This is a genomic window from Clostridium sp. (assembly GCF_036660475.1).
In the GTDB taxonomy this organism is placed as follows: domain Bacteria; phylum Bacillota; class Clostridia; order Clostridiales; family Clostridiaceae; genus Clostridium_J.
The window spans coordinates 24793-37550 of sequence record NZ_JAVXAO010000015.1 but is presented as its reverse complement, the minus strand read 5'-3'; the positions used below and the strand labels follow the sequence as shown (position 1 = coordinate 37550).

General features: G+C 33.9%; 11 protein-coding genes. All 11 read right to left on the bottom strand.

All coding sequences use genetic code 11. The annotated features are described in order from the left end of the window. Window positions 1-6: 6 nt before the first annotated feature. A complete protein-coding gene (locus tag RSA29_RS16650; RefSeq protein ID WP_346944144.1) occupies window positions 7-948 on the bottom strand; it encodes an ABC transporter permease in 942 nt (313 codons plus the stop codon). Continuing rightward, entirely contained in the window at window positions 941-2017 is a 1077-nt protein-coding gene (locus tag RSA29_RS16645; protein ID WP_346944143.1) for an ABC transporter permease, read from the bottom strand. The genes RSA29_RS16650 and RSA29_RS16645 overlap by 8 nt, the downstream gene beginning before the upstream one ends. A gap of 1 nt (window position 2018) precedes the next feature. Beyond that, the gene (locus RSA29_RS16640; RefSeq protein ID WP_346944142.1) at window positions 2019-3548 is read right to left on the bottom strand and encodes an ABC transporter ATP-binding protein; all 1530 of its coding nucleotides are present in this window, start codon (window positions 3546-3548) and stop codon (window positions 2019-2021) included. 192 nt (window positions 3549-3740) lie between these two features. Then, window positions 3741-4832: a BMP family ABC transporter substrate-binding protein gene (locus RSA29_RS16635; protein ID WP_346944141.1), complete on the bottom strand. Its 1092-nt coding sequence runs from the start codon at window positions 4830-4832 to the stop codon at window positions 3741-3743. A gap of 262 nt (window positions 4833-5094) precedes the next feature. After that, a complete protein-coding gene (gene grdD, locus RSA29_RS16630) occupies window positions 5095-6255 on the bottom strand; it encodes a glycine/sarcosine/betaine reductase complex component C subunit alpha (protein ID WP_346944140.1) in 1161 nt (386 codons plus the stop codon). An 81-nt stretch (window positions 6256-6336) separates the two neighbouring features. Then, on the bottom strand, window positions 6337-7875 hold the full coding sequence (gene grdC, locus RSA29_RS16625; RefSeq protein ID WP_346944139.1) for a glycine/sarcosine/betaine reductase complex component C subunit beta: 1539 nt from the start codon (window positions 7873-7875) through the stop codon (window positions 6337-6339). 175 nt (window positions 7876-8050) lie between these two features. Next, on the bottom strand, window positions 8051-9355 hold the full coding sequence (gene grdB / locus RSA29_RS16620) for a glycine reductase complex selenoprotein B (RefSeq protein ID WP_346933024.1): 1305 nt from the start codon (window positions 9353-9355) through the stop codon (window positions 8051-8053). Between the two features lie 144 nt (window positions 9356-9499). Next, window positions 9500-9973 carry a glycine/sarcosine/betaine reductase complex selenoprotein A gene (gene grdA, locus RSA29_RS16615; protein ID WP_346944156.1) on the bottom strand — a complete coding sequence of 158 codons (474 nt, stop codon included), beginning with the start codon at window positions 9971-9973 and terminating at the stop codon, window positions 9500-9502. A gap of 59 nt (window positions 9974-10032) precedes the next feature. Then, a complete protein-coding gene (locus tag RSA29_RS16610) occupies window positions 10033-11319 on the bottom strand; it encodes a glycine/sarcosine/betaine reductase component B subunit (RefSeq protein ID WP_346933026.1) in 1287 nt (428 codons plus the stop codon). A gap of 83 nt (window positions 11320-11402) precedes the next feature. Continuing rightward, entirely contained in the window at window positions 11403-11732 is a 330-nt protein-coding gene (locus RSA29_RS16605; RefSeq protein WP_346944138.1) for a thioredoxin family protein, read from the bottom strand. 101 nt (window positions 11733-11833) lie between these two features. After that, entirely contained in the window at window positions 11834-12757 is a 924-nt protein-coding gene (trxB, locus tag RSA29_RS16600; RefSeq protein ID WP_346933028.1) for a thioredoxin-disulfide reductase, read from the bottom strand. Window position 12758: the final 1 nt, after the last annotated feature.

The following is a 12758-nucleotide window of genomic DNA, read 5'->3' as shown; positions in this document are numbered from 1 at the left end:
TAAATTTTATCTACCATTCTTTTCATAAGCTTCACCAGATGCTGATGGTGCACTAGTTTTACCTACAAAACCTGCAAGAGCAAGCATTGTTAATAAATATGGAATAACTGTGAACACTTCAGATGGTAATGACCATCCAAGTCCTCGTGCGAAAATTTGGAATGACTCCCCTAATGCAAACAATAAACATGCTCCAAGGGACCCTATAGGTGTCCAGTTACCAAATATCATAGCGGCAAGAGCTATAAATCCACGCCCCGCTATCATTCCTTCTCTATAAACTGGTGTAATACCTATTGAAAGTGCAGCTCCACCTAAACCCGCAAGAACACCTGATATTACAACACAAGAATACCTAACTAAATATACATTAATACCTAATGTATCTGCAGCCTTTGGATGTTCTCCAACAGCTCTTATTCTAAGACCAATTGATGTTTTATATAATACATAGTGGCATACAAACACAAGTACTATAGCCAATATAACAAACCAGTTCAAATCTGCCAATATATCTCCTAGAATAGGAATATTTTCTATAAATTCCGGCAAATTATAAGGTAACAAGCTAACTATATCAGTTTGACCACCCTTACCACCGAATAAAATATATATTAAAAAGCTAGACAAAGCCGCTGCAAATAGATTTATAGCTGTACCTGAAATAACCTGATCTGATTTCAATGTAATAGATAAGAATGCATGAACTAAAGCAAGAACTCCACCTGCTATCATTGCAAAAATCATTCCCACAATCGGACTTCCAGTTATATAAGTTCCCCACACTGCGAAGAATGCACCAATTGTCATCATACCTTCAAGACCTATATTTACTACACCTGAACGCTCCGAGAAAACTCCTCCAAGTGCCGTGAAGATAAGAGGTGTAGCTATCCTAAGTGTTGCAGCTATTAATGAAATTATAGTAGTAATAATTACGCTATCCATTCATTATCTCCCCTTTCTTTTTCTTATTTTGAAAGTAAGTCATAATATAGTCTGTCGCTACAAATATAATAATTACTGATTGAATTAAGAATACTATTTCCTTTGGTATTCCACTTATTTGAAGTGCTCTCGAACTACTGTTTAGAGCTCCAAATAATACTGCTGATCCAATACATGCTATTGGATTGTTCTTTGCTAAAAGAGCAACGGCTATACCATCAAATCCATAGGTTGGCACTACCATAAAATCTTGTATTAAATGTTTCACTCCCGCTACATGGGTAGCTCCTCCAAGTCCTGCAATCGCTCCTGATAATACCATAGCAAGAACTGCCTTTTTAGCAACATTCACTCCGCCATACTCTGCTCCATAAGGATTAATCCCAACAGCTCTTATTTCATATCCAACAGTTGTTTTCCATAATATAAATGCCATAAGTATTGCAGCTATAATTCCAATAAATAAACTTATATTAGCTGAGCTTCCCTGTACAAATCTAGTAAGCATAGCACTTTCTTGAATCATTGGAGTTGAAGCTTTCCCAGCAACTCCAAAGGCAGTTCTAAGAATAATATAATTTGCAACTGCAATAGAAATATAGTTCATCATAATTGTATTTATAACTTCACTAGTTCCAAATTTTGCTTTAAGAAACCCAGGTATTCCACCCCAAATACCTCCCGCTACTATACCACTTAAAATTATCAATGGTATATGAATAATAGGGCTAAGTCCTGGAATCGTACCTACGATTGCCGCAGCAACCATACCAAGTACAAACTGACCTGCTACACCAATATTAAACAATCCACATCTAAACGCTATAGCATTAGCAACCCCCGTGAATATAAGTGGTGTTACTTCTGCTAATGTAGCCATCATATTTCTTTGATTCCCAAAACTTCCAGTCCATATTGTTGAAACTAAATCTTTTAATGCTGTAAAATATTCAGTTATCGGATAATGCTTTGCCCACATAACAAAAAACACTGATATGAATAATGAAAGTATAACTGCTACAATAGGAAAGAGGATTGCTTTTGCTATATCCTTAATCTTACTTTTCATATTATTTTTCTTCCCCTTTCTTAGACAAACTTCCACCTGCCATTAAAATACCAAGTTTTTGCTCATCTGCATCTTTTCTATCTAAAATATCTACAATTTTACCATCATACATTACCGCTATTCTATCAGAAAGAGCTAAAACTTCATCCAATTCAAGGGATACTAAAAGTACTGCTTTTCCCTTATCCCTTTCTTCTACAAGTCTTCTATGAATATATTCAATAGCCCCAACATCAATTCCTCTTGTAGGTTGAGCCGCAATAAGTAAATCTGGATCTTTAGAAATTTCTCTAGCCGCAATAAGCTTTTGTTGATTCCCCCCTGATAGCGCAGATGCATGCACTTCGCTACTAGGCGTTCTTACATCAAATTCTTTAATTAACTTATCACAATGTTGCTTTATCTCTTTGTAATTCATAATGAATTTATCGGTAAATGGCTTATTTTTATGGATTCCAAGTATTGAATTTTCAATCAATGAATATTTTAGTATAAGTCCTCTTTTATGTCTATCTTCAGGGATATGTCCAACACCTGAATCAATTATTTCCCTAGTAGATTTACCATATAAATTTTTGCCATTAACAGCTATACTTCCACCATTACCTTTTCTTAGTCCCGTAAGCACTTCTAAAAGTTCTGTTTGTCCATTTCCATCTACTCCAGCTACCCCAAATATTTCTCCACCATTTACTGTAAAAGAAACATTTTTCACTGCCTCAATACCTCTTTGATCATTAGCTGAAAGATTTTCAACTTTAAGTACTTCTCCCATTAATTTTGCTTGGTTTTTATCTACTATTAGATTTACTTTTCTTCCAACCATAAGCTCAGCTAGCTCATCTATATTTGTGTCAGAAGTGTTAACTATACCCGTAACCTTACCTCTTCTAATAATAGTAACCCTATCACTCATACTCATAACTTCTTTTAATTTATGGGTTATTAGTATTACTGACTTTCCCTCTTTTTTTAGATTACTTAATATCTTACTAAGCTCTTCTATTTCTTGCGGTGTTAAAACAGCGGTAGGCTCATCAAGAATCAAAATCTTAGCTCCTCTATAAAGTGCTTTAAGAATTTCCACTTTTTGTTGCTGTCCAACAGATATATCCTGAATAACTGCATTTGGATCTATAGAAAAACCATACTTATCTGAAATATCTTTAACATCCTTATAAGCTTTTTTTCTATCCAGACTTAAACCTTTACTAGGCTCACACCCAAGGACAATATTTTCAGCCACTGTAAAATTGCTCACTAACATAAAATGCTGGTGTACCATCCCTATCCCAAGTTTTATAGCGTCATTAGGGTTGGTAATTTTAGCTATATTACCATTGACATATATATCACCTTTTTCCTGCTGATAAAGACCATAAAGTATATTCATTAAGGTAGTTTTCCCTGCTCCATTCTCTCCTAACAACACATGAGTTTCACCTTGTAAAAGATCAAAATCCACATTATCATTTGCAATAGTACCAGGGAAAACTTTGGTTATGCCTTTCATTTCAATTACTTTCTTCATTTCCCTTCCTCCTTATAATATTTCCTACATTTAAATCCAATTGAATTAATATCATATTTGTACATCATATTTATAATATTATATCATAAATCAACTTCATTTAATATTATTTTATTTTTCACTTAATTCCAATTATTCACGTGAAGAAAGGGTTAGATTACGCATCTAACCCTTTCTCATTTTCACTAAATTTTATTTATAATCTATAGCACCTTGTCTTGTTGATGGCACTTTAATTTCACCTGATTTTATTTTTTCTTCAAACTCTTTAGCTTTTGCAACTACATCAGCTTTTGTGTTGTTAGCTGTTGTATCTGCCATTCCAATTCCGCCTTCTTTAATTCCAAGTTCTACATGACCTGCTTTGAATGTTCCATCTACAACTGATTTAGTTGCATCAAAAGTAGCTTTATCAACTCTCTTAATCATAGAAGAAAGAATTACATCTTTATATTCTGGAACTGAAACCGCTTGGTCCATATCTACTCCAATAGCCCAAACATCTTTACCTGCATCTCTTAGTTCTTTAGTAGCAGTAAACATACCAATTCCTACACCACCAGCAGCATGATAAATTACATCACAACCATCGTTGTATAATTTTTTAGCTATTTCTTTACCCTTGTTCGTATCTGCGAAAGAATCAGCATATATAGCGTTTGCACCTGGATTTTTTCCATCTGCACTTAGTAATCCTTTAGCAGCTTCTGGGTTAACAGCTTTTACTCCAGCAACGAATCCTGATTCAAATTTTTGAATTGTATCAAAATCTTTTCCACCGATAAATCCAACTTTGTTAGTTTTAGTTGTTAAACCAGCTATAACTCCCATTAGGAATGAACCCTCTTCTTCTTTAAATGTTATTGACATAACATTTTTTTCATCAACTACTGAATCTATTATAGCCATTTTTGAATCTGGATTATTCTTAGCAACAGCCTTAACTGCATCTGCTAATTGGAATCCTATAGCTAAAGTTAGGTCTGAACCTGCATCTATTAAGGATTGTAAGTTTGGATCATAATCTTCCTTCTTTTGAGCTTCAATTGGAGTATATTTAACCCCTAATTCTTTAACAGCTTTTTTAACACCTTCATCTGCTGATTGGTTAAATGATTTATCATTTAATCCACCTTCATCAGTTGAAAGCCCAACCGCTACAGCTTTCTTCTCTGGCGTAGTTCCCCCATTGTTAGTCCCTTCTTCTTTTTGACCACATCCAACTAATAGTGAAGCAGTCATCGTAACCGTTGCCACAAGAGCAATAATTTTCTTCATCTTCATAATATACCCTCCCTAAGTTAATACATTTAATTCAAACATATAAAATTTATATTATACATTATTTACCATAATAATATATACGCAATCCCATAATATTTATGTATAATTATAAATAATAATTGCATTATAATTCATAAAACACCTTTTCTATTATGCTACACAATTAAACCTCATACATTCTTATGTTGAATATATCACAATTATTCTAAAAAATCAAACAAAATTGATGGATATATATATCCATCAATTTTGTTTTTAAAATTTATGCCATAAACTCAGCTTTCACAAGGACTTCTTTCGCTTTTTCGCCATTTTCATCAGCTACTAATATTATAGGTCCAGTACATCCCATTCCGCTCTCCGCATATATATTCTCTTTCCACAATGCTTTACAAGCATCCTCAAGCTCAAGTATATCTATTCCAGCTATTGAGAATGTAACCACTGTTTTAGTTGGCATCGCAACTACTTCTTCTTGTGGTTTATTTGCTTTCTTCGTAGTTTTTTCTATTAGTTCCTTCAATCCAGCTTTGTTAGCATTTTTAAATTCACTTCTAGCTATATCTAAAACTTTATTTTCTGCACATGTCGCACAGAATCTTAATGCTTCTGATATAAGTGGTGCTCCTGAAGCTCTTGAAACTATGTTAACAAGCTTATCATAGTTTTCTCCAATTCCAGGACCATATCCTGCTCCTACTGTTTCATAACTTCCACCAGTTGTGAAGGATGAAAATATTTTTATTAACAAATTTCCTGTTAAAGAATCACATACCATAACGTCTGGTGTTCCTGCTAAAAGATCATTACCTCTCATTACAGCTCCACCATCAGCTCTTAATGATTCTGTGAAGGATAAATCATATCCACCATCTTTAACTTCTTTCAATATTCTTTCAACTTGTCTTGCTCCATCAAGGTTTAAAATCCCAACTCTTGGATTTTTAATTCCATTGGCTTTAGCTACTGAGATTCCTGATATAGCATTCATTACCATGCCTTCAACTCTGTTTGTAGATGTTGTTCCAGTAGTAGTAGCTATTATCATTTCTCTTCCTAACCCTGGAGTCATAACTTTTCCTACTGTTGATACCCCTATTGGAAAATCAAAATGTTGAGTTACACAACCATCTAATTCTCCAGCTTCAAGCATAGCAGTCATTTTTTTATGACCTTCTTCAGCTGTTTCTACCTCTATTACTTCAAAGTCAGCATCAACCTTAGTTCCTATTAAAACTATATCAAAGTCTCCATATTTAACTTTTGCTAGTTCAGCAGCTCTTATCATTTCATCTATTCCATGTTCAGAACCTAATATGGTTAACCCTATTCTAACTTTTTTCTTAAATTGTCCACTTCTTATTCCTGTTGCGATATCGTTAAATACCTCAGCAATCATTGCCTTAGTAGCATCTTGACTCATTTCTACACCCCTTTTCTTTAATAATCCTCCCCTTTAAATTAAAGGGGAGATATTATTAATTATATAAAGCTTTTAAAATTACTATTTATCAGCGTTTACTAAGAAATTTGCAAAATCTTTCATAGCATCAGCAACCATTGATTTAACTTCTTCTTTGCTTACTCCAGATTCATTCTCTAATTTCCCTGTATTCTTTTCAACCAATATAGAAACTCCATCGAATAAGTTAGTCATTCTTCCTAAGAATAAGCTTCCTTTTCCTACTATCATAAAGTTATTTAGAACACCATTTTTTATATGATCTATACCATGACCTATTATAGGTACTCCTGATGGAATATGTCCTTGAGTTGGAGCATATCCTTGATATCCATGTTTCTTAATGAATTCTGGTAGTTCTTTTCTATCTAATTGACCCTTCTTAACAGCTAATGCACCAATCATTTTATAGTTTTGAGTTGGTACATCTCCAGCTCCTGCTGGTTCTGTAATATCTGGTGTTTGCATTTCTGGAGCATACTTATCTACATCAGTAACTTTAAGCCCTGCTGAAGTTAGTGGATCTAGTACTAAAGCCTCAAGCACTGCTTGTGGTGATGCACCATGTCCTATTGTATGTTTTCCAATTATATCAGTTCTTAAAACTGGGCTTACACCATCATTTTGAGATACAAGCACTGCAAATCCTCCAAGACAATCTTCAAGTACTGGTAATGATTTTTTAATATGATCCTTACCATTCATTCCAAGTTTAGCTGTTGCTCCACCTGCAATTACTAATACATTTTTAAATATTCCACTCTTAACTAAAGATGCAGCATTTATTAATGCATGAGCCGGTCCTGCACAGAATCCTCTCATATCAGTTCCTGTTGCTCCTGAAAGTCCTACAACTTCACCAATTGATTTAGCTATGTTTCCGCCACCTCTTTGGTTCATATCTCCTATTGCTTCCTCTGAACATTCTATTATATATTCAATTTCATTTACTGGTATATCTAAATTATCTACAAGATGCATTCCTGCAAGTACTCCTGAAGATTTAACAGCTAAGTTTTCAAGCATATAGTGAGATGATAAGTTTGGATCAAATTCATGAGCTCTTCTTACACATCCTATAAGTCTACCATCTTCATATAATCCTTCTGCACCAGAATTATTAACTAGATTTTCAATTTTAGATAATTCATCCCCTACTACTTTTTCTGATTTTTCTTTTAATAATGGATGTTTAGCTAACTTTTCTTTTACATTTACTGCAAAAGACTCTTCTAAAATAACTAAATCAAATACATCTGATATTTTCATTAATCCGTAGAATTCATCTTGTGGCATTACTTCTCCAAATTTACCAAACCTATTTGCATTCTCTAAGTTTTTACCAACCCAAGGTCTTGGCATTTCACCTAACTCCTCTGGAGTTATATTACCTATATAAGTTTGGTTAGGTGCATACCCTACCACATCTTCAAACGATCTTAAATTACTCTTTATTTGTGTTAAGTATTCTGAATCTGGATGAGTTTGTCTCTCTAAAGTTTGAGTTGTTCCATTATGTATTACCATATCTGGAGTATTTACTAAAATATAAGATGCTTTCTTAATAACTGGAAAATTCATTTGAAATTCAACCTCCCTTAATAATGTGCCTTTATTTATATTATTTTATATAGTTTGCACAATCTAAAATAAATAGATTAAACCTATTCATTGTACATTGTGCAATCCAATATACCAATGTTATATATTAAGTAATTAGGGGATACTCCCCTAATTACTTAATCATTATTAAAAACTATTCAAATACTCTTTGTCCATCAACCTCTGTTTCAAGTGCCACTAAAGCGCCTTCAACAAGTTTCTTTCTTAAAGTGTACTCATCTTTTGCAGTTAAGTTTGGATTTCCTAGTGGATGAGGAATAGCAATTGTTGGTAATATTCTGTTAGCACCAACAGTTACTGATACTGGAGTAATAGTACACATGTGTACTACTGGAAGTCCAGCTCTTTCTATTTCTTTAACAAGCGTTGCACCGCAACGTGTACAAGTTCCTCATGTAGAAGTTAGTATAACTGCATCTACACCATCTGCTATTAATTCTTTAGCTGCATATTCTCCGAATTTCTTAGAAGAAGCAACCGCAGTACCATTACCAGTTGTAGAGTAGAAATATCTGTGTAACTTACCTATTCTACCTTCTTTTTCCATTTCTCTCAACACATCAACAGGAATAACTCTGTCTGGATCTTGATTTGCATATACTGGATCGTGTCCACCGTGTGCTGTTTCAAAGTTTTCACTTGTTAAATCATCAATTCCATCTATATCGTATTTACCGATTTTTGAAGCTGAAGATGATTCAATGTGATCTGGATTTCCTTTTGGTACAATACCACCTGATGTAACTATTGCTATAGTAGCATGAGCCATATCTTTTACTGCTGGCATAGCATCAACTCTATCGAAGTCAGGCATTTTGAATTCTGTTACAAATTCTTCTCCCTTTAACTTCTTAACTAGCATATCAACCGCTCTTTTAGATCCTCTCTCAGTAGCAAAGTAATTTTTTCTTATACCTCTTTCGATATAATTCTCTTCTACTGGAGTTCCTAATGTTTGATTATTTACTAATTTAACAGCTAAATTAGCCATTTTAGGTAATGCATCTCTCATACCAACTGCACTATTTCTTGTAGAAACTATGTATAAATGTTTTTTATACATATCTGCACCTGGGTTTTCAATATACATTCCAGATAAAACAGGTATTCCTAACTCTTCTTGAACTGTTTTACAGATTTCACCACAAGCAACTCCGTATCTTCCAGCGTTAAATGCAGGTCCAGCTATAAATAAATCTGGACTGTATTTTTTAACCATTTCAAGAACTTCTGCTTTTGCTTCTTTTGTATTCTCAGCAAAGTAAGAATCTCCACAAATAACAGTAGCTACTATTTCAATGCCTTCCTTTTGTAACAATCCATTCAATCCAAGTCCTGGTCCTATAAATCCTTCACGAACCTCAGGTTTAATATCTGCTTTTTCTTCTCCACCTATTCCTGCATAGAATTGGTTTATATAATGAACAACTTTTAACATAGGTTCTCCCCCTTTCATGGGACTTGACCTTTAGAATTATTCTTCCTAAGGTCAATTAATTCATTTATTTTTACTTAAGACTCTAAATCCGATATTTAAATATCTTAAAATTACTTCACTAAACTAATTCAGTGAATATCATTTCTAAAGATATTTACAAAATTGGTCTCTTACAGTTTTAACTTCGCTTATGATAGCATCAACATCAAGAACCATTTCCATCATTCCGCATTGCTCATCATAGATAGTTTCATCACATTCAGCTTTTATTTCTGGCTCTACTACGTGGAATACAGATAATCCTAGTTCAACTCCTGCTAAAGGACCTGCAAATGTAGGGTCTCCTGCTGCAACAGTTTCAGCTGATAATCCAGATGCTTCTGCTTCAGCTCCTCCTATTACTATTACCATGTTCTCTGCGCCATATTTTTCTGTTAAATCTTTAACTCTTTGTTGGATCTCCAGATCCATTGCACCTGCAGCTGTTCAGACAAAACATTCAGTTGATGCGAAAACAACCTCTGCTCCTGCTGATTTTAAACAAGCTTCAATAGCTGGTCCTGGTATTCCATCTCTATCTCCTATACAGATAGCTTTTTTTCCTTGTAACATAATAATCTATCTCCTTTTTACTTATATTTATTAAATAACTTTATCTCATTAGTTAAATTTTTTAATTAATATGCTTTAGCTGTTAAGTAGTTGAATCCAACTTCGCTTGTAGCTCCAGTAATAACTTGAATCTCAGCTTCTATTGATCCATCTTCTCTTAAACTTCCCATGTGTCCACCTGCTATAATATCTGCAGCATCTACATGACCAATAACTTTTTTCATAGCTGGTAAAATAATTACTTCATTAGCATTTCCACCAGTTACAACAGCATCTCCGTGTGGAGTTGAATCTGCTAGTGACTGAGACATTCCATCTTGTCCTGCATACTCATCTGTTACTAAAACAGTTTTAATACCTTTTGCAGTAACTTTGTTACAGTTCATAACAAGGTCTGCATCTGGGTTTCCAAAACCTTCTTCAGAAATTATAGCAGCATCTGCTCCTAAGAATTCTACTAATTTAGCAACCATACTTGATGATCTTTCTTTATCAGCTAGATATACGTTTTCATTTGTGATAACGCAACCTAAGAAGTTAAAGTCTTTACCATGTCTCTCATATAAATCTTCTATTATTGGATGGTTCATATGAACATAACTTGGGTTCTTATCGCAAGCTGATACACAGTTTCCGCTTACAACAGCTCCATCAAATACTTCTGTTGGATATATAAATGTAGGAATTATTTTCTTAGCATCTACTCCATATACATAAGTGTCATGTAATAATCCTTGTGTTTGAAGCATATATACATATACAACCTTAGGTAATTCTGGGTATTGTGCAGCTTGTTGTAAAAGCGGTAATGTTTCAAAAGTTTTCACTTCATCTGGTTCTATATTCTTACCAACTTTTCCAAGATATGTAGCCGCTTTAAATCCTATAGTTCTTACAGCCTCTTCATGATCGTGTTGTAAAACACCTTCTTTAGGCTCACATATAATTACTAGGTTATTTGTTTTTGAGAATGGTGTGTATTTAGCACCTTCTCCACACATGTCAACGATACCTTCTTGGAAACCAACAATTTTACCAGTAGTTACGACTGCAGCTCCTTTTAAAACATGAGTTCTACCAGAACCTACTGTCTCTACCTTGCTAATGAAACCTGGGAATATTCCACCTGGTCCTTCAACTTTTACTCTTGGTTCAATTACGTCCTTTACAGGTATTATCCTAACTTCTTCACCTGGTCTCGCTATATCAAAATCGATACTAGCAATTCTTTCATCCCCAGACACTTCACTTAATAATTCCTCTTTGTTTACATAAAGAACTCCATTCTCAACTTTTGTTTCTGCTCCGAATTGAAGATCCTTAATAAATATTTTTCCAATCTCTAGACGCAAAACCTTCACCTCCTAAAATATATAGGTTATTTTTTTTTATTAAAAGATGGGAGGTACATCCTCCTCATCTAATAAGTCTTTAATTATAATGTCGCGTAATATTCTTTTACAAATGTTTCAATATCATCTAATGTAGATATTTTATCTGGAGTTATTGTAGCAACACATGCTCCACCATTGTATATTTTCATAGTTGGAAGTCCTAAAACCTTTTGTGATATAGCTACTCTTCTTGATCCACCAATATTTAAACTAGCAAACTTTATTTTATCTCCATATTTTGGCTCTAATTCATGAACGCCAGGCATTAATTCGATACAAATTTCACACTTATCTCCCCAGAAATCTACGAATACTGGGCACTCACTGTTTATAACTTCTGCTTCAAAATTATCTTTGTTTAATTCTAACATTTTTAATTCCCTACCTTTCAAATTTACGTTTTTTAATAACCAATTATAATTATCTACCTATTATTTAATATTAATCACTAAAGATAAATATTATTAACCTTTTAGTGACCGTTCTCTATATAATGCTCTGCATTAGTAGCTGCTATAGCTCCATCTGCTGCCGCTGTTATAACTTGTCTTAAAGTTTTTTCTCTAACATCTCCTGCTGCAAATACTCCTGGTATATTAGTTCTCATATCTTCATCAGTTTGGATGTCGCCTCTTTCAGTCATATTTATCTTACCTCTGAATAATTCAGATATTGGTAAGTATCCAACGAATACAAAACATCCGTTAACTTCTAAGTTACTTACTTCTCCAGTTTTAAGATTTCTTACTGTTAAGCTTTCAAGTATTTCATCACCATTTGCTGAATCTATAGTAGAATCCCAAATAAATCTGATTTTAGGATTAGCAAAAGCTTTTTCTTGTAATGATTTAGCAGCTCTTAACTCATCTCTTCTATGAATAACTGTAACTGTCTCTCCAAATTTAGCAAGGTATATAGCTTCAGTTATCGCTGAATCTCCGCCACCCATTACTGCAATATCTAAATCTGTGAAGAAATCTGCATCACATGTAGCACAGTAAGAAATACCTTTTCCTCTTAATTCTATTTCATTCTTGAACCCACCAAGTCTTGGAGTAGCTCCTGTTGCTATTATGATTGTCTTAGCTTGGTATTCACCTTTTCTACATTTAATAGTTTTGATATCACCTTCTAAAACGGTTTCAACAACTTCATCCTTAACAAATTCAGTACCAAATTCTTCTGCTTGTTTTCTCATTCTTTGACTTAAGCTTGTTCCTGTACACTCTTCGATTGAACCCGGATAATTTTCTAACTCGTCAGTTGTTGTAGCCTGACCACCGTATTTAGCTCTCTCGATTATTAACGTTTTCATTCTTGATCTAGAAGCGTATAGTCCTGCTGATAATCCTGCAGGTCCTCCACCAATTATTATAGTATCGAAAATTTGTGACATA

Bases quoted from the DNA above. Each gene is read 5' to 3' on its own strand.
- RSA29_RS16640 (WP_346944142.1), bottom strand. From the start codon at position 3,548: ATGAAGAAAGTAATTGAAATGAAAGGCATAACCAAAGTTTTCCCTGGT.
- RSA29_RS16605 (WP_346944138.1), bottom strand. From the start codon at position 11,732: ATGTTAGAATTAAACAAAGATAATTTTGAAGCAGAAGTTATAAACAGT.
- grdC (WP_346944139.1), bottom strand. From the start codon at position 7,875: ATGAATTTTCCAGTTATTAAGAAAGCATCTTATATTTTAGTAAATACT.
- RSA29_RS16650 (WP_346944144.1), bottom strand. From the start codon at position 948: ATGGATAGCGTAATTATTACTACTATAATTTCATTAATAGCTGCAACA.
- RSA29_RS16635 (WP_346944141.1), bottom strand. From the start codon at position 4,832: ATGAAGATGAAGAAAATTATTGCTCTTGTGGCAACGGTTACGATGACT.
- RSA29_RS16645 (WP_346944143.1), bottom strand. From the start codon at position 2,017: ATGAAAAGTAAGATTAAGGATATAGCAAAAGCAATCCTCTTTCCTATT.
- trxB (WP_346933028.1), bottom strand. From the start codon at position 12,757: ATGTCACAAATTTTCGATACTATAATAATTGGTGGAGGACCTGCAGGA.
- grdD (WP_346944140.1), bottom strand. From the start codon at position 6,255: ATGAGTCAAGATGCTACTAAGGCAATGATTGCTGAGGTATTTAACGAT.